This window comes from Verrucomicrobium sp. BvORR034, assembly GCF_000739635.1.
Lineage (GTDB): Bacteria > Verrucomicrobiota > Verrucomicrobiia > Verrucomicrobiales > Verrucomicrobiaceae > Verrucomicrobium.
This window is the reverse complement of sequence record NZ_BATQ01000168.1, coordinates 49,732-73,171: the sequence shown is the minus strand read 5'-3', so window position 1 is coordinate 73,171 and position 23,440 is coordinate 49,732. Positions and strand designations below refer to the sequence as shown.

General features: G+C 60.5%; 23 protein-coding genes. 13 read left to right on the top strand and 10 right to left on the bottom strand.

Features of this window, described 5'->3' with window-relative positions:
• The first annotated feature begins 411 nt into the window (after positions 1-411).
• Complete coding sequence (locus BV034_RS29615) at positions 412-1,566, top strand: GTP-binding protein (protein ID WP_050030552.1); 1,155 nt, start codon at positions 412-414, stop codon at positions 1,564-1,566.
• Between the two features lie 117 nt (positions 1,567-1,683).
• On the opposite strand, the gene sufD is transcribed toward BV034_RS29615, so the two are convergent.
• The 7 genes from sufD to BV034_RS29585 all read right to left on the bottom strand — a co-directional run bounded on the left by sufD (position 1,684) and on the right by BV034_RS29585 (position 7,325).
• Entirely contained in the window at positions 1,684-3,036 is a 1,353-nt protein-coding gene (sufD, locus tag BV034_RS29610; RefSeq protein ID WP_050030551.1) for a Fe-S cluster assembly protein SufD, read from the bottom strand.
• Between the two features lie 56 nt (positions 3,037-3,092).
• Positions 3,093-4,508, bottom strand: a complete 1,416-nt coding sequence (gene sufB / locus BV034_RS29605; RefSeq protein WP_009959275.1) for a Fe-S cluster assembly protein SufB — start codon at positions 4,506-4,508, stop codon at positions 3,093-3,095.
• 23 nt (positions 4,509-4,531) lie between these two features.
• Positions 4,532-5,272, bottom strand: a complete 741-nt coding sequence (gene sufC, locus BV034_RS29600) for a Fe-S cluster assembly ATPase SufC (RefSeq protein ID WP_050030550.1) — start codon at positions 5,270-5,272, stop codon at positions 4,532-4,534.
• 57 nt (positions 5,273-5,329) lie between these two features.
• Positions 5,330-5,779 (bottom strand): transcriptional repressor, encoded by a 450-nt coding sequence (locus tag BV034_RS29595; RefSeq protein WP_050030549.1) that lies wholly within the window; start codon positions 5,777-5,779, stop codon positions 5,330-5,332.
• 224 nt (positions 5,780-6,003) lie between these two features.
• Positions 6,004-6,642, bottom strand: a complete 639-nt coding sequence (locus tag BV034_RS29590) for a four helix bundle suffix domain-containing protein (RefSeq protein WP_050030548.1) — start codon at positions 6,640-6,642, stop codon at positions 6,004-6,006.
• A 9-nt stretch (positions 6,643-6,651) separates the two neighbouring features.
• Entirely contained in the window at positions 6,652-6,816 is a 165-nt protein-coding gene (locus BV034_RS36550) for a hypothetical protein (protein WP_265593613.1), read from the bottom strand.
• Positions 6,813-7,325: a hypothetical protein gene (locus BV034_RS29585; RefSeq protein ID WP_050030547.1), complete on the bottom strand. Its 513-nt coding sequence runs from the start codon at positions 7,323-7,325 to the stop codon at positions 6,813-6,815. Before BV034_RS29585 ends, BV034_RS36550 begins: the two co-directional genes overlap by 4 nt.
• A 287-nt stretch (positions 7,326-7,612) precedes the next feature.
• Between BV034_RS29585 and proC the strand changes: the two genes are divergently transcribed.
• A complete protein-coding gene (gene proC, locus BV034_RS29580; protein ID WP_050030546.1) occupies positions 7,613-8,416 on the top strand; it encodes a pyrroline-5-carboxylate reductase in 804 nt (267 codons plus the stop codon).
• Positions 8,417-8,606: 190 nt separating this feature from the next.
• Positions 8,607-8,894, top strand: a complete 288-nt coding sequence (locus BV034_RS35290) for a hypothetical protein (protein WP_081888204.1) — start codon at positions 8,607-8,609, stop codon at positions 8,892-8,894.
• A gap of 449 nt (positions 8,895-9,343) precedes the next feature.
• Here the strand turns inward: BV034_RS35290 and BV034_RS29575 are convergent, their stop codons facing one another.
• The 3 genes from BV034_RS29575 to BV034_RS29565 all read right to left on the bottom strand — a co-directional run bounded on the left by BV034_RS29575 (position 9,344) and on the right by BV034_RS29565 (position 11,817).
• A complete protein-coding gene (locus BV034_RS29575) occupies positions 9,344-10,060 on the bottom strand; it encodes a hypothetical protein (protein WP_050030545.1) in 717 nt (238 codons plus the stop codon).
• A 17-nt stretch (positions 10,061-10,077) separates the two neighbouring features.
• On the bottom strand, positions 10,078-11,274 hold the full coding sequence (locus BV034_RS29570; RefSeq protein WP_050030544.1) for a redoxin family protein: 1,197 nt from the start codon (positions 11,272-11,274) through the stop codon (positions 10,078-10,080).
• 123 nt (positions 11,275-11,397) lie between these two features.
• Positions 11,398-11,817 carry a cupin domain-containing protein gene (locus tag BV034_RS29565; protein ID WP_265593612.1) on the bottom strand — a complete coding sequence of 140 codons (420 nt, stop codon included), beginning with the start codon at positions 11,815-11,817 and terminating at the stop codon, positions 11,398-11,400.
• Positions 11,818-12,220: 403 nt separating this feature from the next.
• Between BV034_RS29565 and BV034_RS29560 the strand changes: the two genes are divergently transcribed.
• The 10 genes from BV034_RS29560 (at position 12,221) to BV034_RS29515 (ending at position 23,408) form a co-directional block, all read left to right on the top strand.
• On the top strand, positions 12,221-12,892 hold the full coding sequence (locus tag BV034_RS29560; RefSeq protein ID WP_050030542.1) for an ABC transporter ATP-binding protein: 672 nt from the start codon (positions 12,221-12,223) through the stop codon (positions 12,890-12,892).
• Positions 12,893-13,249: 357 nt separating this feature from the next.
• Positions 13,250-14,140 carry a branched-chain-amino-acid transaminase gene (gene ilvE / locus BV034_RS29555; protein ID WP_050030541.1) on the top strand — a complete coding sequence of 297 codons (891 nt, stop codon included), beginning with the start codon at positions 13,250-13,252 and terminating at the stop codon, positions 14,138-14,140.
• 91 nt (positions 14,141-14,231) lie between these two features.
• Entirely contained in the window at positions 14,232-14,798 is a 567-nt protein-coding gene (locus tag BV034_RS29550; protein ID WP_265593611.1) for a UvrB/UvrC motif-containing protein, read from the top strand.
• 205 nt (positions 14,799-15,003) lie between these two features.
• Positions 15,004-16,122, top strand: a complete 1,119-nt coding sequence (locus BV034_RS29545) for a protein arginine kinase (RefSeq protein ID WP_050030539.1) — start codon at positions 15,004-15,006, stop codon at positions 16,120-16,122.
• Positions 16,112-18,631: an ATP-dependent Clp protease ATP-binding subunit gene (locus tag BV034_RS29540; protein WP_304944993.1), complete on the top strand. Its 2,520-nt coding sequence runs from the start codon at positions 16,112-16,114 to the stop codon at positions 18,629-18,631. Before BV034_RS29545 ends, BV034_RS29540 begins: the two co-directional genes overlap by 11 nt.
• 469 nt (positions 18,632-19,100) lie before the next feature.
• Entirely contained in the window at positions 19,101-19,856 is a 756-nt protein-coding gene (locus tag BV034_RS29535; RefSeq protein WP_050030537.1) for an SDR family oxidoreductase, read from the top strand.
• A gap of 44 nt (positions 19,857-19,900) precedes the next feature.
• Positions 19,901-20,914 carry a zinc-binding alcohol dehydrogenase family protein gene (locus BV034_RS29530; RefSeq protein WP_050030536.1) on the top strand — a complete coding sequence of 338 codons (1,014 nt, stop codon included), beginning with the start codon at positions 19,901-19,903 and terminating at the stop codon, positions 20,912-20,914.
• A 477-nt stretch (positions 20,915-21,391) separates the two neighbouring features.
• Positions 21,392-21,856: a hypothetical protein gene (locus BV034_RS29525; RefSeq protein WP_265593610.1), complete on the top strand. Its 465-nt coding sequence runs from the start codon at positions 21,392-21,394 to the stop codon at positions 21,854-21,856.
• Positions 21,857-22,413: 557 nt separating this feature from the next.
• Complete coding sequence (locus BV034_RS29520; protein ID WP_050030534.1) at positions 22,414-22,911, top strand: DUF1877 family protein; 498 nt, start codon at positions 22,414-22,416, stop codon at positions 22,909-22,911.
• Positions 22,908-23,408, top strand: coding sequence for a hypothetical protein (locus tag BV034_RS29515; RefSeq protein WP_050030533.1), 501 nt, complete (start codon positions 22,908-22,910; stop codon positions 23,406-23,408). The genes BV034_RS29520 and BV034_RS29515 overlap by 4 nt, the downstream gene beginning before the upstream one ends.
• The last annotated feature ends 32 nt before the right edge of the window (positions 23,409-23,440 follow it).

Sequence of the window (23,440 nt, the reverse complement as noted above, 5' to 3'; positions counted from 1 at the left end):
TACTCCAACCCGGTTTGCGATGGCTGGTTGTTGCTTGGTTTTTCTTCGTGCCTTTGTGTGAGGAATATCAAATTTCCGCAGGCTGAAGCCTGTACTCCGTACAACTTCGGCTCCAACACCTTGACGCACTGACGCACTGTGTGCCGCATTTTTTACCCACAACTCACTCAAGCACAGTGGGATGCAACGATATAAGCAAAAACATCGTTTTTGGCAAAAAGTCCAAAAAGGGTGTCGATGGTGTCGCAGGTGGGGATAGGGAAGAGGGGAAGAGCCTGGGAGTTGCTGCTTTGGCCTGCGTTTTTTCACGTTCCTGCCCCCTGTCGCTACCAGAAAGCTTGAGACCTGCGCGGCGTACTGCTTTGCTCCTCTCTTTTTCGTCCGCATCCTTGCCCACTGACCCAGACTTTCATGAGCGCCCCTGCCTCCCCCACCTCCTCTACGACCAAGGCCCGCTACATCATGATCGGTGGATTCCTCGGCGCGGGGAAGACCACCGCGATCGGCAAGCTGGCGCGGACACTAACGGACCAGGGGCTGAAGGTGGGACTCATCACGAATGACCAGGCGGGCGGGCTGGTGGATACCAAGCTGCTGCGCACCCAGGGCTTCGCCACGGAGGAGATCGCAGGCGGGTGCTTCTGCTGCCGGTTCAACACGCTGGTGGATGCCGCGGCAAAGCTGAATGATGCGACCAAGCCGGACGTCTTCATTGCGGAGCCGGTGGGGAGCTGCACGGATCTGGTGGCCACGGTGACCTATCCCCTGCGCCGCATGTATGGTGAGGCCTACTCCATCGCCCCGCTGAGCGTGCTGGTGGACCCGGTGCGGGCCCGTCGTGTGCTGGGGCTGGATGCGGGGGGCAATTTCTCCTCCAAGGTGACCTACATCTACAAGAAGCAGCTTGAGGAGGCGGACATCATCGTGGTGAACAAGCGGGATCTCCTCACTCCGGAGCAGCTCGCGGAGCTCACGGAGGCTCTGCAGAAGGCGTTCCCCCAGGCAAAGATTGTGGACGCCTCAGCGCGTGAAGAAGACGGCCTCACGGGCTGGTTCGGCTCGCTCTCCAGCGAGGCCCAGCCGGGCAACCGCGCCGCCATGGAGCTGGACTACGAGGTGTATGCCGATGGCGAGGCGCTGCTGGGCTGGCTCAATGCCACCGTCACGCTGGTGGCGGAAGACGAGTTCGATGCCAACGGGTATCTCCGCTGCCTGGCCGGGAGCATCCAGGAGAAACTGGCGGTTCAGCAGGCAGAAGTGGCCCACCTGAAGATGACCTACAGCCCCGATGACGGCATCGGTGGCGAGATTGCCTCCGTGAACCTGGTGCGCAACGACAACGTGGCCGAGACGGGCATGACGCTGGATGAGCCCAGCACGGGCGGGCAGTTGATCCTGAACCTGCGGGCCGAGACCGACCCCGAAGCTCTGCTCAAGGCCGTGAAGGAAAGCCTGGTGATCGCGGGTGAGATCTACCCCGGCCTAAAGAGCACTCTGGACCATGAAGAACACTTCCGCCCCGGCAAACCCGAGCCCACCTATCGGGATGGGGAAGCGCCGAACTGAAAATTAGGAATTAGGAATTCTGAATTAGGAATGAAGCAGCCCGGATCTGCCTGCGACTTCGCAGCGGACCGGGCTTTCTCATTCATTCCTAATTCCTAATTCATCATTCCTAATTTTTCAGGCCGCCTGTCTCGCGAATTTCTCCTCGATCCGGCGGTCCAGTGACTCGATCAGCTCCTCGTGACCTAGGCGGCTGATGACGTCTTCCACGAACCCGATGGCGATGAGCTGGCGGGACTCTTGATCGGGAATGCCGCGGGCCTTGAGGTAGAAGAGCTCGTCAGCGCTGATGGGGGCGCTGGTGGCACCGTGGCTGCATTTCACCTGGTCGGCGTTGATCTCCAGGCCGGGCATGGAGACGGCTTCGCTGTCCGCGCTGTTGAGCAGGTTGCGGCACTTCTGGTAGGCGTCCGTGTAGTGGGCGCCATCGGCCACGTTGATGAGGCCGGAGAAGATGGTGCGTGTCTTGTCGTACAGCGCGTTCTTGTAAAGCAGGTCGCTGTAGGTACGGGGGGCCAGGTGGTTCTGCAGGGTGCGCATGTCCACGACCTGGCTGTTGAAGGGCAGGCTGACGCCGAGCATGTCACTGCGGGAACCTTCGCCAGCAAGGTCGCTCACGCTCTCACTGCGGGCGAACGAAGCCCCGAGCTGGAGCTGGAGGGCCTTCACCCGGGCATCCCGTGCCACGGTGGTGGAGGAGATGTGCAGGGCGCGGGCGGAGTCGGCCAGCTCTTGCGAGTTCACATAGGTGATGTGGCTGCCATTGCCCGCCACGAAGTCGGCCACGGCCACACTCTGGGCCACCTCATCACGCAGGGAGGCGTGGTGGTCCAGCACCGTCACCTGGGCATGATCGCCAGCGACAATGAGCGTGTGGGGGAAGACGAGACTGTTGACGCCTGAAACCCAATGGAAGATCTCGATGGGGGCCTTCAACACTGCGTTCTTCGGTGCGAGGATCACGGCCCCGGCCTGGACGTGGGCCAGGTGGAGGGCGGCGAATTTCTCCGAACCCAGATCCGCCTTGCGCTTCATGAGGTACTGCTGGAGCACGTCTCCGTGCGTGCGCAGGGCCTCGGCAAAGGGCAGCACCACCACGCCCTGCTCCAGGCCATCCGTCTGGCTGTGGATGAGGCGGTCGTTGAGGAAGATGAGGCGGGCGGCCACCTTGCTGAGGCCCTTGGAGCCTTCAATGGCAGCCTGTTTCTCGGCCTCGGTGGTTTCACCGGCCAGGTGCAGGCCGTCCAGGCTCAGGTTCTTGGACTGGGAATACCTCCAATGCTCATCCCTGAGACCAGGCATGGGCAGGGATTGAAACTCCTCCCAGGCAGCCCGGGCCCGCGTTTGGAACCACTCGGGCGCGTCCTCCAGCTTGGTGAAGTCGGGCGTCAGATTGGTCGGTGCGGATGACAGGGGAGGGGATAAAGGCTTCTCCATTTCTGGTTCGGCGATGGGCGCAGCAACGCTCATGGATTGTGGTTGATGGGGAAAAAGGTTTGGAATGGGTGGAGGGAGGGTGGACTGGATCAGCCTACGGAGCCTTCCATTTCGAGGTCGATCAGCCGCTTGAGCTCCACGCTGTATTCCATGGGGAACTCACGCACGAGGTCGTTGATGAAGCCGTTCACGGAGAGGCTCATGGCCTCTGCCTCGCTCAGGCCGCGCTGTTGCATGTAGAAGATCTGCTCCGCGCTCACCTGGCTGACGCTGGCCTCATGCTGTGTGGCGTGCTCGTTGCCGCGCACGTTGATCGCCGGGTAGGTGTCGGTGCGGCTGCTGGAGTTGATGAGCAGGGCATCGCATTCGGTGTTGTTTTTGCAACCCTTGAGGTGCTTCGGGATGTGGACCAGGCCACGGTAGGTGGCGCGGCCCTTGCCGATGCTGATGCTCTTGGAGATGACGTTGCTTGTCGTCTCGTCCGCGGCATGGATCATCTTGGCACCGGTGTCCTGGTGCTGCCCGGTGTTGGCCAGGGCGATGCTGATGACCTCACCGCGGGCGCGGCGGCCTTTCATGACCACTCCGGGGTATTTCATCGTGAGACGGCTGCCGATGTTGCAGTCGATCCAGCGCACCTCGGCGTCCTCATGCGCGATGCCGCGCTTGGTCACGAGGTTGAAGACGTTGCTGCTCCAGTTCTGCACGGTCACGTACTGGATCTTGGCGCCCTTCATGGCCACCAGCTCCACCACGGCGCTGTGCAGCGTTGCGGTCTCGAACTTGGGGGCGGTGCAGCCTTCCATGTACATCACCTCGGCGCCTTCATCCGCGATGATGAGGGTGCGCTCGAACTGGCCGAACTGCTCGCTGTTGATGCGGAAGTAGGCCTGAAGCGGGTGCTTCACCTTCACGCCCGGCGGGATGTAGATGAACGAGCCGCCGCTGAACACTGCGCTGTTGAGCGCGCTGAACTTGTTGTCCCCGGTGGGGATGACCTTGCCAAACCACTTGCGGAAGATCTCCGGATGCTGCTGGAGGGCCTCGGTGCTGTTCATGAAGATCACACCCTGCTCCTCCACCACCTTCTTCACGTTGGAGTAGGCGGCTTCGCTGTCATACTGCGCCTCCACACCGGCCAGGAACTTGCGCTCCTGCTCGGGGATGCCCAGGCGTTCGAAGGTCTTCTTCACCTCCTCGGGCACGTCGTCCCAGGAGCGCTTGGCCTTGCGGTCGCCAGCGAGGTAATAGCGAAATTCCTCGAACTTGATGTTGTTGAGGTCCGTGGTGGCCCAGTGGGTGGGCATGGGCTTTTCCTCAAAGACTTTCAGGGCCTTTTTGCGGAACTCGCGCACCCAGTCGGGGTCGTTCTTGACGTCGCAAATGTAGTCGATGGTCTTTTCGGAAAGACCGTAGCCCGCATCATAGACGTGGTTCTCGGGGAAGTAGAAGTCTCCCACGGAATCCGCCCGGATGTCGGCGATGTCTGGTGTTTCAACACTCATGTCGTACAGGATTTTGAGGTTTATCAGGCCGCGTGGGTGAGCTCGTAGCCCTTGGCTTCCAGCTCGAGGGCCAGCTCAGGGCCGCCGCTGCGGATGAGGCGGCCTTCCACCATGACGTGAACGATGTCTGGCTTGATGTAGTCCAGCAGGCGCTGGTAGTGGGTGATGACGAGGAAGCCACGCTCCGGGGAGCGCATGGCGTTCACGCCCTGGGAGACGACCTTGAGGGCGTCGATGTCCAGGCCGCTGTCAGTCTCGTCGAGAATGGAGTACTTGGGCTCCAGCATCATGAGCTGGAGGATCTCGTTGCGCTTCTTCTCCCCGCCGGAGAAGCCCTCGTTCACGGAGCGGGCGGTGAAGCTGCGGCTCATTTCCAGCTCATCCATGCGGCGGTAGAGCTTCTTGTAGTAGCCCACGGCGTCCAGTTCCTCGCCCTTCGGAAGCCGGGCCTGGAGGGCGGCGCGGATGAAGTTGGCGTTGCTCACGCCGGGGATCTCAAAGGGGTACTGGAAGGCCAGGAAGAGCCCGGCACGGGAGCGGGCATCCACATCCATCGCCAGGAGGTCTTCCCCATCCAGAGTCACACTGCCAGACGTCACTTCGTAGTCTTCGTGACCGCACAGCACCTTGCTCAGGGTGCTCTTGCCGGAACCGTTCGGGCCCATGATGGCATGGACTTCACCAGGTTTCACTTCGAGGGAGAACCCTTTGAGAATTTCACGGTCAGGGATGCAGGCGTGCAGGTCTTGGATCAGGAGGCTCATGGATGGATGAAAAAGGGGAACAGGAACAGGGAGGTCAGGAAGCAGTTGGCAGACTGGTCAAACTTGGGGTTTGGCGGTGGCATTTTTCTTCACGCACTCAGGGCAAATGCCGCGGAGGGCGATGTCGAGGCGCGTGACACGGCTGCCTTCCGGCAGTTTCCAGAGGGTGGAAATGGGCATTTCGCTGATCGGGTGGGCATCGGCCACGGCGCCGCATTGGTCGCAGTGGAAGTGCACGTGATCATTCATGTTGGCGCAGAAGCGGGAGGAGGCGCGGTCCAGATTGACCTGCTTGAGCAGCCCGTGTGCCACGAGCGTGTCCAGGCAGTTGTACACCGTGGCCAGCGAGATGGCTGGCACGTGCTCCTTGGCACGCATAAAGACTTCCGTCGCAGTGGGATGGTCGTAAGACGCTTTCACCACCTCATGCACCACGGCTCGCTGCGGGGTCATCCGAAGATCGGCCGGCAGCGCGGGTTCATCATGTCCTGGCAGGTTGGCTTTCATGGGCAAGCCCAGCTGCAAAGGATGCGATGCTGGGACCACACGTTATTCAGTTTTGGAATGAGATCAATAATCATTCTAAGAAAGCTACGCGTGCCCGCTGTGCCGGGATGATCTGATCTGTATCGGGATTTGCCCTGTTTTGGTTCACAGGGGTTGATGGTCAGGGGGGCTGGTGGGCCTGGGATGGACTGAAATGGACGGGATGGACGGGATGGACGTGAGTGTCAGGGGCGGTTCCGGCGCTGCTGCCGGGTGCGGTAGAGTCTCTCTGTGAAGCCGCCTTCTTTTTCAAAGGCGGCGGCCAGGGCGGCTACCTGCCGGTCCAGGAGGGAGCATGCCACCCCGATGAGGACGTGTACCGCATTCGCGGAGGGCTCGGCATAGGTCAGGCCCTTCGTATGGCCGGGAGGCTTCCCGCGTAGCGTCTGTCCATCAGGTCCATTTCCTCCATTTCGTCCATCCTGCTGCCTCCACACCTCCTTCACCCAGAGCGCCACTTCGTCTGCCGTGGCGCAACGGCGGGCCACCAGGGCCTTTCGGCGCGGGTCATCCTCCGGCCAGAGGGGCAGGCTGCGGTGCCTCAGGTAGTCCTCATAGTCCAGCTTCAGCTCTTCCAGGCTGGCCCGGGCCACTTGGGTGAGCTTGAGCTCCATTTTCTTGGACGTGGCGCTCGCTTCACTGCCCTCGGCGATGTTCTGCACACCGCTGCGGGCGGCCTGCACCATCTGATCGTGAGTGCGGCTACGCCTTTCAATATACCTGTCGCAGAAGCGCACGGTCACGTCGTAGCAGAGCTGCGCGACCTGGAAGCTCTTCAGCCTTCGGTAACCGCCGTGCTTCGGGATGAGGGGCTCGTCGCTCATCGCCTCCCCTCACGGTTCCGTCTTGATCTGATTCCCTGGGGCGCGCTTCTTGCGGATGGCGAGGGTGCGTTCGGCGAGTTCCTCGACGATGCGAAGCTTCTCGGCGATGGGGCGTCGGGCGAGCTGGCGGCGATAGGCAGCCTTGCTTTCGAGGATTTGCTGGAGGCGAGTCATTCGAGGAATTGACGTTGGAAAGTTTCCCAGCGACCCAACAGGCCGTGACGGTCGAGAATAGCTTCGAAGATCGGGGCATCAAGCGAGCCTTCCTCGATGAACTGGAGCAGACGGGCCTTGTCCTTGGCGCGGCCGACCTCCAAGGTAATGGCGGCGAGGTGTTCAGCGGTGAAGACCCGCACGGGAATGCCCTCAACTTCGTCCACTACGGCCTCACGTAGGGCTTCCTCCACGAGCGGTGTGCCCGCCACCAGAATTTGCACCGGAGTTTGCTCAAGGATGATGTACTCGCCCTCCATCGTGCCGCCCCGTGATTTCAACCAATCGAAGACCGGGGTCGGATCGATGAGAAGACCGGCGGAAGAAAAGGCTATGAATACGTCGACGTCGAGCGTGGCAACGGGCTCAAGATAGAATGTGGCCCCTACGGCGCCGCCGATGGCATAGCGCTCAACGACGCCAGCTTGTTGCATCTCGTTGATGATTTCGAAGACCCGTTGGAAATTCATGTTGTCCCAGTCTTACTCCGTGAGCCGCCTTCACTAAGGGGGCGAGCCTGACCGGCAGAGGCTACAAGAGATTCGAGCAAATTGCCAGCTGCAAGAAGCCTTCCGATGAGCATCACATTCTCGATCTCTTGCTGGCTGCCAGAGTCGAGGTTGACCATATTGTTGGCACCCACAATATGGTCTGAAACAGGATGTCCAAGAAGGCGTTGCCAATCGCAGGTCTGCCCCGATCCTCCCGCCTTTCTCGCTTGGCATTCCGCAGTTCTCTTCCAAGATGCCTGTCACAAATGAAAATCGGACTGATTGGTTGCGGGAAAATGGGTGGAGCCTTGCTGCGCGGGGCGCTGAAGGCTGGCTTGGCTACGGGGAGCGATGTCGTGCTCTACGACAAGGTCCCTGCCGCTGTGGCGGCCCTGCAAGAGACGGCTCCAGATGCCCAGGCGGCCAAGAGTCCGCTGGAGGTGGCGCAGGCGGCCGATGTCGTGATCCTCGCTGTGAAACCGCAAGACATGAAGCCGCTTCTGGAAGGGCTCTCCAAAAGCGCCGTTGTCCCGCTGTACCTCTCCATCGCCGCAGGTCTGACTCTGGCGCAACTCGAAGGCTGGCTTGGCGGAACGGCCCGGGTGGTGCGCTCCATGCCGAACACTCCCGCCCTGCTGCTTGCTGGTGCCTCCGCCTACTCCCGCGGGGCGCATGCTACTGATGAAGATCTGGCACTGGCCAAGGCCGTGCTCGGAGCGGTGGGCTCGGCGCAAGAAGTGCCGGAAAACCTGCTGGACGCCGTCACCGGCCTCAGTGGTAGTGGTCCGGCCTATGTTTACACGGTGATCGAGGCCCTGGCTGATGGAGGCGTTTTAATGGGGTTGCCCCGCGCCACCGCCCTGCAACTGGCCGCCCAGACGGTCGCCGGAGCTGCGCAGATGGTGCTTGAAACCGGCAAGCATCCCGGCGTGCTGCGTGACGAGGTGACCAGCCCCGGCGGCACCACCATCGCTGGTCTGGAACAGCTTGAGGCCCAGGGACTTCGCAATGCGTTGATCCAGGCTGTGCGCAAGGCGACTGAGCGCAGCAAAGAGCTGGCTGCCCGATAGACGCAAGGGTAGATCCTGATGCGGAATTCGCCATCTCCACAGGGTGATGGCGAATTCCGTTTAGCCGGGCTTAAAGCAGCCTGAAGGCGCTGGGGATCGAATCAGGGGAAACAAGAAAGACGGAACATCTGGATGAATAAACCTTCATCTGGCCCGTCGAACGGGAAGCAACCCAAACCCCTGAAGATCTATGAAAACTCTTTTAGCCTTCCTTGCCGTTGCCGTGACGCTGGGCTTTGCCGCACCGCAGTCCGCAGATGCTCGTGACCGCCGACATCGCCACCATCATCATCGGTCCTATCATCACGGGCACCATCATCATCACCACCACCACGGCTATCGGTACTACAGCCCGCGCTACTATAGCTCTGGCTACTACTACCGGCCCTATTCCTACGGATCCTACTACCGTCCGTACTACCGTGAATATCCCCGCGCCCGGGTGTACCTGCCCGGCATCGGGATTGTGATCAGGTAGTGGTGAAGTAAGTGAAAAGTTGAGAGTGAAAAGTAAAAAGTGTTGGAGGTGAGTTGGGCGAGGAGTCGCCCGGCTCACCTTTTTTGCTGGAGGGGTCGTGCCTAGGACTTCTTCGCGGGCGTAGTTCGGATGTGTCATCCGGCTCAGTCGCCGCGGGAATGCATGGTCTTAACACGGGCCAGCCATCTTCAGGTGTTGGATTTCATTGAATCAAGATGCTGGAGGCAACCGTTGATCGCGGTGATTTCGTCGGGCGTATGCGGGGCTTCTCCGCTCCGTTGCCTGAGCCGGTTGGCACAACCGGACTACGCCCGTTGCGATGCTGCAGGGAATGTGGTGCCGGACCGCTTAAAAGCGGAACTCCAACTCCTCTCCGGTCCAATGGCAGGGTTGGAGTTCCGTCCCGCATGCGGGACGGTCAGGACGGTACCTTCCACTGACGCACCGAACTACTGGCCCCAAGAGCGCAGCTTCACATGCACCTGCGCCACCTTGCCCATGTAGTGGTCCATCTTGTACTCGGTGGCGGCTTTCACCATGTGGGCCTTGGCTTTGTCCACATTGCCGAGCGCTTCTTCGTACAAGCCCAGGTACAGATGGGCGTAGCACAGTTGGTTGCGCAGTGCCTCGCTGCCTTTCTCACCTTTGGCGGCGGCCTTCAGCACCTCTTCTTCACTGCCTTTCCCGGCAAAGAGATCGTGCACCTGTTTCATGGGCACACGGGTGTCGCCCTCGATCGGGATCAGCACCTTGCGGGCGGCCTCGGCGCCGTCCTTCTTCGCCACGCAGATGAAGTGCCAGGCGGCGTTCTCCACGTCATTGGGGTTCACGGTCTGGTGCAGCTCGAATTGTTTCCTGCCACCCGCGTAGTCCTCTGCATAATACTGCGCCAGACCCCGCTGCCAGAGCTGCGGGGCGATCTTTGGCTGGAGCTTGATGGCCTGGTCAAAGGCCTCCACGCTCTCCTTCGCCTTCCCGGCAAAGAAGAGTGCCACCCCGTCTCCGAACCACGAATCAGCCATCGCCTCCGGACTGGAGTTGCTGGCCGGCGTCTGGGCCTCTGCCTGTGCGTGCACAAGAGGGGCGGCGGTAAGAGGAATCAACAGCAACAGCGCCCCGGCAAGGGCGGGACGCAGAGGCGGGCGGGAGGGGGACGGAAGACGCATGGATTGGCAAAGGAAGGTTACTCGGGCTTGTAGTAGCGGCCCATGAATTTGAGGATGGCGTCGCGCATTTCTTCACCATCCACCTCGCCGTTGTGCCGCCAGATGATGTCGCCATTCGGCGCCACCAGCACGGTGTGCGGCGTGGGGCCCTGCCACTCGGGATCCAGCGCCTTGATGAGGTCTTCGTGGCTGCCGGTGTAGATGTAGCTGTTGGTGGTGCGGCCCTCCGCCTTCACGCTGGGTTTGATCTTGTCCGGGATGGCCGCGCCCTGGGATTCGAGGAACTCCTTCACCTTGGCCTTGGATTCTGGCTGGTCCAGGCTCAGGGTGATAAACTCAAAGTCACGCAGGCCGAACTTGCGGGCCGTCTTGGCGAGTTCAGGAAACTCCTCCACACATGAGATGCACCACGTGGCCCACACGTTGATGAGGCGCACCTTCTTGGTGCCGTTCTTCCGGATCGCGGCCACGCCGGCGGCATCGATGTTCTCCACATCCACCGGGGCATGGGCCCATTTCTTGTCGTCCTCGGCCACGTTGGCCTTCTTGCCCAGCCACTTGGTGGAGCAGCCATGCACCTTGGAGGTCTCCGCCGGTACCGGCTTGCCTGCCAGCAGCGCTTCCACCGCATTGCGGGCGTCATGGGACTTCACTGTGGCGGGATCGGCGAAGCGGGAGTCGTCGAACGCGCCTTTGTAGCGGAGCTTGCGGTCCGCATCGAAGAGGAACACATGCGGCGTGGCCAGGCAGCCATAGGCCTTGGCTGCAGTTTGAGCCTCGCCGTCGTAGAGATACGGGAAGTTGAAGTTCTGCTCCTTGGCGTGGAGCTTCATCTCATCGAAGCTGTCGTTGTACTTGGAGTACCCCAGCTCATCCGGGCGCAGCGAGGCCGGGTTGTTGGGGTTGATCGCCACCAGGGCAAAGCTCGCGCCCTTCTCCTTCAGATCCGCCACCAGCTTCTTGATGCGCTCCTCTGAGGCCTGCGAATCCGGGCAGTGGTTCGAGATGAAAGCAACCATCAACAGCTTGGCGTCCTTGTAGTCTGCCAGCGTGTGCGTCTTGCCATCAATGCCCGGAAGCTTGAAATCCGGAGCCGGGCTGCCAATGGCCAGCTCCTGCGCATCTTCGGGCAGACCGTTGGACTTTTTTGCAGCCGAAAAGGCGGGGGAGGTGGCGAGTCCGACACCGAGGAAGAGGAGGGTGAGGAGCTTCATTACAATGATGAATTAGGAATTAGGAATTAGGAATGTGGCGGGCGCGACGAACGAGGGTGTCTGTTAGGATGTGATAGGAGACCATTCCTAATTCAGAATTCCTCATTCCTAATTTGTCGACCCTCAGACTTCAAACTCGTCTGCGGGGTCAAACGGCGGCATGGGCACGTTGATGATGCGAAGTTTCCCCACGGCGCGATGGACGCAGCCGGGCCGGATCATCACCGAGGTCATGGGCTTGAGGGGGACGATCTGGCCGTCGATCTCCAGGTGCCCTTCGCCTTCGAGCACGATGTAGATCTCCGTCATCTTCTTGTGGTAGTGCAGCTTGCTGTCCACGTGAATGTCCGTGAGGTGCACGCTGGCCAGGGTGTTCCACGGCTCCTTAAACGCCCGGCGAGCCTGACCACAGGGGCAGGGGGTCGGCGGGATCTCATCCAACTGGGCGACGGCAAAACGGGGCTCAGTGGCTGGGGCGGGGGCAGTGACAGGCTCGGCGACGGACATGATGAAGAAACGAAGCGAGTTTGGAGGTTTGGACAAGCTTTTCCAGTGCGTCAGTGGGCGGGAGCCAGTGCGTCAGTGGGCAGTGCGTCAGTGGTCAAGGTGTTGGATGGGGGGCGGGGTTCTTGGGGCTTTAGCTGGCTTTCATTGGCACGGCGTGGCTTGTCCTTTTGAGGGAATCAGGGGCGGAGTGCTGCGCTGGATCCTAGTGTCCTGACCGCATAAATGCGGAACTCCAACCCTGCTGGATGACCGGAGTGGGTTGGAGTTCCGCTTTTAAGCGGTGAAGCTCCTCGTCGCCCCGCCTCAGACCCTCTCTCTGCCGTCTGTCTCAGGTCTTGCGTCTGGAGTCTTCTAGTCTGGGGTCTCCCGCCGAAGGCGGGCTCAAGTCTTGAGTCTTGTGTCTTGAAGTCTTGAGTCTCCCGCCGACTGTTGGCGCGCCATGCCTGACGCCCCCGCTCTTGAGGTTCATAATGTTCACCGCCGCTACCGCCTTGCCGGGCATGAGGTGCATGCGCTCAAGGGCGTGTCCTTGACTGTAGGCCATGGGGAGAGGCTGTTCCTCTGCGGGGCCTCAGGTTCAGGAAAGACCACCTTGCTCTACATTCTGGGCGGGCTGGAGAAGCCCTCAGAGGGAGATGTCTCCGTCGGGGGCACCTCTCTGTACAAAGGATCCACCAACACCCGTGCCATGGTGAGGAACAAGGGTCTTGGCTTCGTCTTCCAGAACTACCACCTGCTGCCGGAGCTCACCGCGATGGAGAATGTGGTGCTGCCGTCCTTGATCAGCGGCACCCCAGCGGAATCCCGCGCCAAAGAACTGCTCTCCCGGGTCGGTCTCGGCGAGCGTCTCTACCACCTGCCTACAGAACTCTCCGGCGGCGAGCAGCAGCGCGTGGCGCTGGCCCGGGCGCTCATCAACGACCCGCCGATCATCCTTGCCGATGAGCCTACGGGCAACCTGGACGCTGCCACCGGCAAGCAGATCATGGACCTCCTCTTCGAGGTGGTGGCGGAGTCCAAAAAGACGCTCGTGGTCGTGACGCACGATGCGAATCTCGCCGAGCGCGGCGACCGCAAATTGGTGCTGAACAAGGGGGAGCTCGCCGCGTAGCGGCGGTTGAGATGTGCCGCAAGCGGCACGTTGAGACGCTGCGCTGGTTGAGGCTCCCGCAAGCGGGATGGTTGAGACGCTGCCCTCTGACGCACCGACGCACTGGGTCCCGCGGGTCCTGACCGCATAAATGCGGTCCTCCAACCCTGCTGGAGGACCGGAGAGGGTTGGAGTTCCGTCTTTAGACGGTCAGTAGACGGTCAGGGCGTCCCGTCCCACGAGGTTGCTTCGTCATGCAGCCCCCAGCGTCTTGACGCACTGACGCACCGCCTACTGACGCACCGGCATCTTCAGTCTGCCGCGCAGCGGTCGAAAAGCTTGCACTTCCTCCCATATCAGGCATGCTGCGGGCTCTCCATGTCCCAGGCTCCCCTCATCTATCTTGACGGCAAACTCCTTCCCGAGTCGGAAGCGAAGATCAGCGTGTTCGACCACGGTCTTCTGTATGGGGACGGCGTCTTTGAGGGCATTCGCTTTTACAACGGTCGTGTCTTCCGCCTTACCGAGCACTTGGTGCGGCTTTTCGAGTCCGCCCGCTCCATCTGTCTGAACATGCCGCTCACGTTTGAGGAGCTGGAGAAGGCCACGCTGGACACGGTGGCGGCCAACAATCTGCGCGATGGCTACATCCGCCTCGTGGTGACCCGCGGCGTGGGCTCCCTGGGCCTGAATCCCTACCAGTGCCCGAAGGCCAGCGTGTTCATCATCGCGGGTTCCATCAGCCTCTATCCCGCTGAGAAATACGAAAAAGGCCTCACCATGGTGACCTGCGCGACCCGTCGCCCGGCTCCCGCAGCGCTCAGCCCGCAGGTGAAATCCTTGAACTACCTCAACAACGTCATGGCCAAAATTGAGGCCATCCAGGGCGGCGGTGAGGAAGGCGTGATGCTCAACGAGCAGGGCTATGTGGCCGAGTGCACGGGGGACAATCTTTTCATCGTGAAAAAAGGGAAGGTGTACACCCCCCCGATCTCCGCGGGCGGCCTGGACGGCATCACGCGCGGCGTGGCCATCGAGCTGCTTACCGAGCTGGGTGTGCCCGTCATCGAATCCAACCTCACCCGTCACGACATTTTCGTGGCAGAGGAGTGCTTCCTCACCGGCACCGCCGCTGAAGTGATCGCCGCCGTGGTGCTGGACCGTCGCATCATCGGCGATGGCAAGCCTGGAGCCCTGACGCAGAAGCTGGTGGCCAAATTCAAGGCTCTGGCCAACTCCACCGGAACGCCAGTCGTCTATCCTGCGTAATGAATAGTTGAGGGAGCGCCCGCTTTCGGTCAAAAATCAAATCGCGGCGCTCCAACCTCTCCTGTTCCCCCCTCCGGCCATGAAGTGCGACATGTGCGATAACGAAGCGACCGTTTTCCTGACCCAGATTGTGGACGGGAAAATGACGCAGGTGAATTTGTGCGACAAGTGCTCCAAGGAGAAGGGGGTTACGGACCCGACCGGATTTCAACTGGCGGATTTCCTCCTGGGAAATGCCGCGCAGAAGAAGACCCGCCAGAGCACGGCGGAGGATGACACCCTGGCCTGTCCGGAGTGCGGCTTCACCCGTGCCCATCTCAAGAAGATCGGCCGCATGGGCTGCCCGGAGTGCTACCTGACGTTTGGTGACGACATGGACAACATGCTGCGCGCCATGCACAAGGGCACCCGCCATGTGGGCAAGGTGCCGGGACGTCAGGTCAGCCTGCCTGTCCCCAGTCCCAAGGCGGAACGCCCCGCCCCGGCAGCTGCGACCGCATCCGCTGCCCCGACGCCACCCCCTGCTCCGGCTCCTGTGAGCCCCAAGAAAAAACTCGCTGACCTCAAGGCTGCCATCGATCTGGCCGTGATGGAGGAGCGCTATGAAGATGCCGCCCGCCTCCGTGATGAGGTGAAGGCCATCGAAAGCAAGGCCTGATGCCTGACCTCAGAGCTGGATTGCCCCGGCTTGGAGTGATTTGACGCAAAGTTGCGTCAGGAGACATTTCGTTCTGGCGTCTTGGCGTTATGGCTGCTCTCCTGACTCTGAAAGGCATCTTTGCGAGCCTCGCAGTAGATTTCTTCTCATCGCTTTGCCATCGTGCGTAGTCTATATTTGCAGAGCAACGTTTCTTTCACCTGACATGCGATTTACCACCCTCCTGAAGAACCCCGCAGACTGGATGCAGGGCCGCGGACCGCATTCCGACATCGTCATGACGTCGCGGATCCGTCTGGCGCGCAATCTGCGCGGCTGGTCGTTCCCGGGCTGGTCTTCTGAGCGCCAGCGGGTGGACCTCATGAACGAGGTGCGTCCTGTCGTGGCCGGCCTGCCGGAGATGAAGGACGGCTTCAATGAGGAGTACCCCAATCTCACGAAGACCAAGAAGCAGGTGCTCGTGGAGCGTCACCTTGTGAGCCGTGAGCATGCGGCCCGGTCCACGGGCTGCGCCATCCTCATCGACCGCCGCCAGAGCCTGGCCATCATGGTCAACGAGGAAGACCATTTCCGCATGCAAGGGATCCGCGCCGGCCTGGATCTGCGCACCGCGTATGAGCTGGTGAACCGCGTGGACTCGGAGTTGGAGAACTTTCTCCCCTACGCCTACGATTCCCGTCTGGGCTACCTCACCGCCTGCCCCACCAACGTGGGCACCGGCATGCGTGCCTCTGCCATGCTGCACCTGCCCGCGCTCGTGCTCACGGAGCAGATCAAGCAGGTGATGAATGCCGTCAGCAAGATCGGCCTGGCCGTGCGGGGGCTCTATGGCGAGGGCACGGAGGCCCTGGGCAACCTTTTCCAAGTGTCCAACCAACACACTCTGGGAGAAACCGAGTCCGAACTCATCAGTCGCATCGAAGGGGTGGCGGAGCACATCGTGCAGGCGGAGAACAACGCCCGCGAGAAGCTCCTCCACGAGAGCCCCACCATGCTGCGGGATCAGGTGGGCCGTGCCTATGCCACGCTGCGTTTCGCCCATATCTTGAACTCCAAGGAGGCGCTCACCCAGCTCTCGCTGCTGCGTCTGGGGGCCGATCTGGACCTCGTCACAGAGTGTGACCGAGGCCTGCTGGATGCCCTGCTGCTGGAGATCCAGCCCGCGCACCTGCAGCTTGCCGCCCAGCGTGAGCTCTCCCCGGAAGAGCGGGACACGCGTCGAGCTGAAATTACCCGTCAGCTATTGAAATCCGTTCCTGAGCCTCTTAACGTATCCTTAGACAGCGCTGAAAATGCGCCACCCCCTGAATCCGATGATGAATAACTTTACCCCTCGCGCCCAGCAAGTGCTGGCGCTGGCCCGCAAAGAAGCGGACCGCTTCAACCACAATTATGTGGGGACGGAGCATCTCCTGCTCGGCCTGATCAAGCTAGGGCAGGGTGTCGCTGTCAACGTGCTTACCAAGCTGGGTGTGGACCTGGACACGGTCCGCATGCAGGTGGAGCAACAAGTAGGAAGCGGCCCTGACACCAAGATGGTGGGCAACATCCCCTACACCCCCCGCGTCAAGAAAGTGCTCGCCCTCGCTTCGAAAGAGGCCAAGGCGCTGAACCACTCCTACGTGGGCACGGAACACCTCCTCCTCGGCCTTCTGCGTGAAGGTGAGGGCGTGGCCGCGCAGGTGCTGCGCAGCCTCGACGTGAATCTCGAAAAAGCCCGCAACGAGATCCTCAAAGAGCTCGACCCCAACTTCGGCAACGAAGAGGAAGAAGAGGAGAGCGAAAACGCCCCCTCCGTCGGTGGCTCCAAGAAGGATAGCAAGACCCCGGCCCTCCGCGCCTTTGGTCGTGACCTGACCGAGCTCGCCCAGAAAGGCGAGCTGGATCCCGTCATCGGCCGTGCCGGTGAGATCGAGCGCGTCATCCAGATCCTGTGCCGCCGCACGAAGAACAACCCTGTGTTGATCGGTGAGGCGGGCGTGGGCAAGACCGCCATCGTGGAAGGTCTGGCCCAGGAAATCGCCCAGGGCAACGTGCCGGAAATTCTGCGCGACAAGAAGGTGATCGTGCTGGACCTCGCCCTCATGGTGGCGGGCACCAAGTACCGCGGTCAGTTCGAGGAGCGCATCAAGGCGGTCATGGACGAGATCCGCCGCACGAAGAACGTCATCCTCTTCCTGGACGAGCTGCACACCATCGTGGGTGCGGGCAGCGCGGAAGGCGCGATGGACGCCAGCAACATTTTGAAACCCTCCCTGAGCCGTGGTGAGCTGCAGTGCGTGGGCGCGACGACCCTCAATGAGTACCGCAAGTACATTGAGAAGGACGCCGCCCTCGAGCGCCGCTTCCAGCAGGTGAAGGTGGATGAGCCCAGCGTGGAAGACGCGATTCGCATTCTGGAAGGCCTGAAAGGCAAGTACGAAAGCCACCACAAGGCCAAGTACGGTCCCAAGGCCCTCTCGACAGCGGTGCATCTCAGCAGCCGCTACCTGCCCGCGCGCTTCCTGCCGGACAAGGCCATTGACATCATGGATGAGGCCGGTGCCAAGGCCCGTATCTCCGCCATGACCCGGCCACCAGAGTTGAAGGTCATCGAAGCCGAGATCGAAGAGATCCGCGGTGAGAAGGAAGTGGCCATCAAGGAGCAGGACTTCGAGAAAGCCGCGCACCTGCGCGACAAGGAGAAGGCCGCCAAGAAGCGTCACGATGACGTGCTCGACAAATGGCGCACCAACAACACGGAGCGCATCGTGGACGTGACCGAAGAGGACATCATGGCCGTGGTGAGCAAGTGGACCGGCGTGCCGCTTCAACGCATGGAGCAGGCCGAGGCCGAGAAGCTTCTCCGCATGGAAGAAGAGCTCAAGAAGCGCATCATTGGCCAGGACGAAGCCGTCATCGCCATCAGCAAGGCGCTGCGCCGCAGCCGTGCGGACCTCAAGGATCCCAAGCGCCCCATCGGGTCGTTCATCTTCCTTGGGCCGACGGGCGTGGGCAAAACCTTCCTGGCGAAGAACCTCGCCGAGTTCATGTTCGGCTCCGCGGAGTCGCTCATCCAGCTCGACATGTCCGAGTACATGGAGAAACACACCGCGAGCCGCCTCATCGGAGCGCCTCCCGGATATGTGGGGTATGAAGAGGGCGGTCAGCTCTCCGAGGCGGTTCGTCGCCGCCCCTACAGCGTGGTGCTCTTTGACGAAGTGGAGAAAGCCCACCCGGATGTGATGCACCTGCTGCTTCAGATCCTGGAAGAAGGCCAGATCACGGACAACTTCGGTCGCAAGATCGACTTCCGGAACACGGTCATCATCCTCACGTCCAACATCGGTGCTGAGACCATCAAGCGCCAGACCAGCCTCGGCTTCGGTGCCATCCAGCAGGATGTGGCCGACCACGGCGGGATGAAGGACAAGGTGATGGAGGCCGCGAAGAAGTTCTTCAAGCCGGAGTTCATCAACCGTCTGGACGACATCGTGGTGTTCCACATGCTGGAGCGCACCGAACTCAGCCAGATCGTGGACCTGGAGATCTCCAAGGTGCTCGCCCGTCTGAAGAACAAGCGTATCACGCTGACCCTCGAGGAAAGCGCCCGCGAGTTCCTTATGAAGGAGGGCTACGATCCCCAGTACGGCGCGCGTCCGATGCGTCGTGCGGTGGAGAAGAACATCGAAGACCCGCTCGCCGAAGGCTTGCTGCGGGGTGAGGTGAAAGAAGGGGATACCGTCAAGGTCATCAATGAACCCGGGGCGAAGGTCCTGAAGTTCATCAGCCTGGGCGAGATCGACCCCGAAGAGCACGCCGCTGCTTCCTCGAACCCTGAGGGGAACGCGTAAGACACTGAGCTGGCGATAGCCATTTGACGAAAAGGGCACCGGTCACTCCGGTGCCCTTTTTGCGTCCCGCTGCGCGAGAGACAGAAGACTGCCAGACACCAGACGCCAGACATGAGGAGTGGATCGGGTGTCGGGGGCAGGGCGGGGTGATGGGACGTTTGGGGCGTGAGCCGTCTCAAGACGGTACTCCAACTTGCTTCGTTGACCTTTTGAGATGGGAGGGGCGCAGACAGGGGTGGAACCCCTCATCCAAAATCCCTCGAATCCTCGCCTTTCCAGCGTCTTCAAACCACCCACCCCTCAAAAACCCAATTCCGTAAATTCTGTTAATTCTGTCCAAACCCAACCCTCCCGCTCATCCCTTCCCCCGCCGCCTCACCCCAGTCCCCATCTTGTTAATCCTCCAAAAATCTTGTTAATCCTGTCTCAAAATTGGTGGCACCCCCTCGGCTCCCGCCCACGTTAGGGCATGCTTCCGTTTTCCCTCACTGGTCAGACTGCCATCGTCACGGGCGGCGGTACCGGGCTTGGTCTTGGCATTACCCGTTGTCTGGTCCAGGCCGGGGCGCGGGTGGTTATCACCGGGCGTCGTCCAGAGGTGCTCCAAGAGGGCGCAGCCCAGCTCGGCGATGCCGTAGTGCCGATGGTCGTGGATGTGACCGACACCAAGTTGCTGCCGGATTTTGTCCGTGAGGTGGAGACCCAGGTTGGCACCCCGTCCATCCTGGTGAACAACGCTGGCGTGCATGTGAAGAAACCCGCCCTGGAAATGACGGATGAAGACTTCGATTCCGTATTGCGCACGCACCTGACCGGCGCCTTTGCCCTTACTCGCGCTGTCGCTCCCGGCATGCTCGCGCAGCAGCGGGGCAGCTTGGTGTTTGTCAGCTCCATGACCGCTTACATGGGCATGCCCCTGGTCACTGGCTACGCCACCGCCAAAACAGGCGTCATCGGCATGGTGCGGACGCTGTCCGCGGAATTTGCCCCCAAAGGCGTACGGGTGAATGCCGTCGCCCCTGGCTGGATTGATACGCCCATGCTGCGCAAAGCCATCAGCGCCGATGCCGAACGGGAACGCAAGATCCGCGGGCGCATTCAAATTGAAGGATTTGGCGCTCCAGAAGATGTCGGCTGGGCCGTGGTGTACCTCTGTTCTGAGGCGGCCCGGTATGTCACCGGTGTCATTCTCCCCATTGATGGGGGTGGACATGCCAGTTTTTAGGCGAAGGTTTAGCCCCTTCCTTTCTGCATCGCTTTTTAGTCTTCATGAAGGCCCTTTCCCTTTCCGCCCCACGTAAATTTGACGTCATCGATCTCCCGGAGCCCGCCGAACTGGGCCCGTATGAAGCGCTGGTGAGGATTCACGCTGTCGGCGTGTGTGGCACGGACATCAGCGGCTATTTGGGGAAGATGCCCTTTATCCAGCATCCCCGCATCCTTGGTCACGAGCTCGGTGTGGAAGTGGTGGCCGTGGGGGATGAGGTCACGGATGTGAAGCCCGGTGACCGCTGCGCCGTGGAGCCCTATCTCAACTGTGGTGAGTGCCACGCCTGCGCCCGGGGGCACACCAACTGCTGCGAAAACCTCAAGGTGCTTGGCGTACACACCGATGGCGGCTTGCGCCCCCTTCTCGTGCTGCCTGCCGACAAGCTCCATCCGGCGGAAGGGCTGAGCTACGAGCAACTCGCCCTGGTGGAAACCCTTGGCATCGGCTGCCACGCCGTGAACCGCGTGTGCCCGCACTCTGACGAAAGCGTGCTGGTGCTGGGCGCTGGCCCCATAGGGCTGAGCGTCATGGAGTTCGTCCGGCTGGCGGGGGCAAAGATGCATGTCGTTGAGCCAGATGAAACCCGCCGGGCGTTTGTTTCAAAGAACCATCCCAAGGCCAAGGTTCATGCCCCCCTGGAACCGGAAGACTTTTTCAAGCAGAACGACGGCCGCGGTGCGGACATCGTCTTTGATGCCACCGGCAACGCCGATAGCATGGCCCGCAGTTTTGAATACGCCGCCTTCGCCGGTGCATTGGTCTGGGTCGGCATCACCGCCAAAACGGTGCCGTTCGATGACGCCCTGTTCCATCGACGTGAACTCACCCTCCTCGCCTCCCGCAACGCCATCCCCAGCGACTTCAACCGCATCCTGCGCCTGATGAAGGAAGGCCATCTCGACACCACGCCCTGGATCACCCACCGTGCAAGTTTCGAAGAAGCCCCGAAGAAATTCGCCTCCTGGAGCAAGCCCGGCAGCGGCGTGGTCAAGGCTGTGGTGCAGGTCCAGTGAGGAGCCAGTGCGTCAGTGGGCAGTGCGTCAGTGGTCAAGGTGTTGGATCCGAAATTGTACGGAGTACAGGCTTCAGCCTGCGGAAATTTGATATTCCTCACACGAAGGCACAAAGAAAAACCAAGCAACAACCAGCCATCGCCAGCCGGGTTGGAGTACCGACTTTAGTCGGCTCAAGAAGGCAGCTTCCTCATCGTCCAGTTCGCCGACGTCAAATCTTCAACCCCAGCGCTTGAACGAAGATGGACTAGAAGGTGCTGAACAGGCTGGGAGGGGATAAATTTGTCTGCATTTTCGCAGCTCATCTGTATCTTCTGTTGCGAGATGACAAGGTGCCAAATCATCACTAGATCGTGGGAGGAGAAGGGCGTTTTTCGGGTCCGCAAACACAAACGAGAATACCGTGTTACCTACACTGACGATTCTCCCGAGCGGGCTGATGCCGTAGCCTTTTTCGGTAGAGCGCTCATTCCCACGATGAATCTGCCGGATGCACTCGATCAGATGTCGGAGAGCGCCGCCCAAGTGTATTTGGATGCTCATCCAATCCAGGAGCAATGGTCAATGCTCATTCTGGACCAGCGGGTGGACTTCGTTGATGACGATCTGCGTCGTCTCAAGCACCTTCCTGAATTAAAGAGAATTCACTCGCACGCCGATCACCTGACTGATCGAGGTGTCAGTTTTGTTCCTCAGATTGCGGAGCTGCGACACTTGCTGATCTATTCGCCGCTTGTCACTGATAGATGCCTTGAAGACATTGCGCGGCTGCACCGATTGCAGACGATTGATCTCCAAGGATCTCATCGGATCAGCCGTAAGTCGTTCGACGCCCTCGTTGCCGACCTTCCTGATCTAGTGGATATCTACCCGCCCTTTGACCGCCCGTTATCGGAGTTGTACATAGAAGCGCAAAACAAGCGCATGGAGAGGAACGGCTGACCTGTTCCCGGCGTCCAATGATCTACCCCAAAACCAACCTTTCTACTGCATCAACGAGCGCTTGTCTGGTCAGACGACTCTCGTGCTCAATCGTCCGCTAAACAGTCATGAACTCCATCCCCTTGTCAGAACCTGACGGTTCAGGGCCTCTTGCGATATGTCGGGGTCACCGTACATGGCTGATCGACCGATACCAGATCGATGCGATGATTGCCCTGTGCTACTACTCGGATGAAGCGCCTGCATCAGATCGGGATCTGGAAGCAGACCAGAAGGCAAAACGGCACATCAGGACATGTCCGAAGTGTCGCACGTGGATTCACTCCGCGATTCCGGAGGCTGTAATGCGAAGGCAGTACCGTCTCTCCCGCTATTGTTGTGCCGGGATGTTTGTCGCGGTTGAGGAGTCTGGCGAAAAGAACAAGATCGATTTCGAGCTCTATAGGGGCGAAGATCCGTGCTGGAGAATAAACGGCAAGAGGTCGTTCATCTCCTTTTGCCCATGGTGCGGCAAGAAATTGCCAGACAAACCATTCATCAATGGATAAACTGCTGCCATGGCATGTAGAGGCGTCCACTTCGCGATCACTGACATCGATCTCAATGCCCTGCGAGGGGCTGAATCGGATGATGCGCTCATCGAAATCGTGCAGGAAGATATCGAGAGCCGATGGGAAAAGGAGGCGGGATTCGTGTGTGAAACCGACAAGGCATGGGATGCCATTCATCGCTGTTTGACGGACGGACGGCTGACCTTCGATAGCGGCACTGAACCGCTTCGTCTCTGCATCTTGGGCGGGGAACAACTCTACTCAGGCGAAGACTACATCGTGTCGCTCGTCACACACGAGAAGTTGCGTCCTCTGGCGGATGCATTGGCACAAGTCACCCCGGAACTTGTGGGTCTGCGCTACTCGCAACTGCCCGACGACTACGCCATGGAAAAGAGCCGGGAAGACTGCCAGTACACCTGGGACTGGTTTTCCGATCTGCCAGCGTTTTTTGACCGGGCTGAGAAGTCTGGTCGCCACGTGATCTTCACCGTTGACCAATGAAAACCAATAGCGAACAAGCGGATGTGGGTGATGGGCGTTGCTTCCCGCCCTTGCAGACCGCCCTCCTCATCCTTGCGCTCTGGGCCATCCTGCTGACGCACCCGAGCGGATGCTTTGGCGAGATTCCCGCAGGGAAGGCAGAAACCTTCGGCGACTACATCAAGAACTCCAAGCATGTCGTTCTGGTTTGCGAGGTGCAGAAGACGGCGAAGGCTGCTGAACGCCCGGGCACGTACCATGAGGTCCACGTAACCGCGACCGTGGTCCGCATCGTCAAGGGGCAGGGAGTGGTTGGCGATCGCCTCAGTTACTACATCCTTTGCGAGGACCGCATCCCTCCAGCAGCACTTGAGGTGGGTGGTTTGACCTTTCTCATGCTTGATGACTACCAGTTGGAAAAATTCCTCCTGGGAACCGGCGATGGCTGGCACTACACTCCCGAACTCGACGGACTTCTCACCAAGATCCTCAAAGCGGGGAAAGTGACACGACCATGAGTCCTGACCACCTGCCTGGCCCCTCGCCGTGC

Bases quoted from the DNA above. Each gene is read 5' to 3' on its own strand.
- BV034_RS29530 (WP_050030536.1), top strand. From the start codon at position 19,901: ATGAAGGCCCTTTCCCTTTCCGCCCCACGTAAATTTGACGTCATCGAT.
- proC (WP_050030546.1), top strand. From the start codon at position 7,613: ATGAAAATCGGACTGATTGGTTGCGGGAAAATGGGTGGAGCCTTGCTG.
- BV034_RS29525 (WP_265593610.1), top strand. From the start codon at position 21,392: ATGAATCTGCCGGATGCACTCGATCAGATGTCGGAGAGCGCCGCCCAA.
- BV034_RS29590 (WP_050030548.1), bottom strand. From the start codon at position 6,642: ATGAGCGACGAGCCCCTCATCCCGAAGCACGGCGGTTACCGAAGGCTG.
- BV034_RS29515 (WP_050030533.1), top strand. From the start codon at position 22,908: ATGAAAACCAATAGCGAACAAGCGGATGTGGGTGATGGGCGTTGCTTC.
- BV034_RS29585 (WP_050030547.1), bottom strand. From the start codon at position 7,325: ATGAATTTCCAACGGGTCTTCGAAATCATCAACGAGATGCAACAAGCT.
- BV034_RS29520 (WP_050030534.1), top strand. From the start codon at position 22,414: ATGGCATGTAGAGGCGTCCACTTCGCGATCACTGACATCGATCTCAAT.
- BV034_RS36550 (WP_265593613.1), bottom strand. From the start codon at position 6,816: ATGACTCGCCTCCAGCAAATCCTCGAAAGCAAGGCTGCCTATCGCCGC.
- BV034_RS29550 (WP_265593611.1), top strand. From the start codon at position 14,232: ATGTGCGATAACGAAGCGACCGTTTTCCTGACCCAGATTGTGGACGGG.
- BV034_RS29535 (WP_050030537.1), top strand. From the start codon at position 19,101: ATGCTTCCGTTTTCCCTCACTGGTCAGACTGCCATCGTCACGGGCGGC.
- BV034_RS29595 (WP_050030549.1), bottom strand. From the start codon at position 5,779: ATGAAAGCCAACCTGCCAGGACATGATGAACCCGCGCTGCCGGCCGAT.
- ilvE (WP_050030541.1), top strand. From the start codon at position 13,250: ATGTCCCAGGCTCCCCTCATCTATCTTGACGGCAAACTCCTTCCCGAG.
- BV034_RS29575 (WP_050030545.1), bottom strand. From the start codon at position 10,060: ATGCGTCTTCCGTCCCCCTCCCGCCCGCCTCTGCGTCCCGCCCTTGCC.
- BV034_RS29615 (WP_050030552.1), top strand. From the start codon at position 412: ATGAGCGCCCCTGCCTCCCCCACCTCCTCTACGACCAAGGCCCGCTAC.
- BV034_RS29540 (WP_304944993.1), top strand. From the start codon at position 16,112: ATGATGAATAACTTTACCCCTCGCGCCCAGCAAGTGCTGGCGCTGGCC.
- BV034_RS35290 (WP_081888204.1), top strand. From the start codon at position 8,607: ATGAAAACTCTTTTAGCCTTCCTTGCCGTTGCCGTGACGCTGGGCTTT.
- sufC (WP_050030550.1), bottom strand. From the start codon at position 5,272: ATGAGCCTCCTGATCCAAGACCTGCACGCCTGCATCCCTGACCGTGAA.
- BV034_RS29570 (WP_050030544.1), bottom strand. From the start codon at position 11,274: ATGAAGCTCCTCACCCTCCTCTTCCTCGGTGTCGGACTCGCCACCTCC.
- sufD (WP_050030551.1), bottom strand. From the start codon at position 3,036: ATGAGCGTTGCTGCGCCCATCGCCGAACCAGAAATGGAGAAGCCTTTA.
- BV034_RS29560 (WP_050030542.1), top strand. From the start codon at position 12,221: ATGCCTGACGCCCCCGCTCTTGAGGTTCATAATGTTCACCGCCGCTAC.
- sufB (WP_009959275.1), bottom strand. From the start codon at position 4,508: ATGAGTGTTGAAACACCAGACATCGCCGACATCCGGGCGGATTCCGTG.
- BV034_RS29545 (WP_050030539.1), top strand. From the start codon at position 15,004: ATGCGATTTACCACCCTCCTGAAGAACCCCGCAGACTGGATGCAGGGC.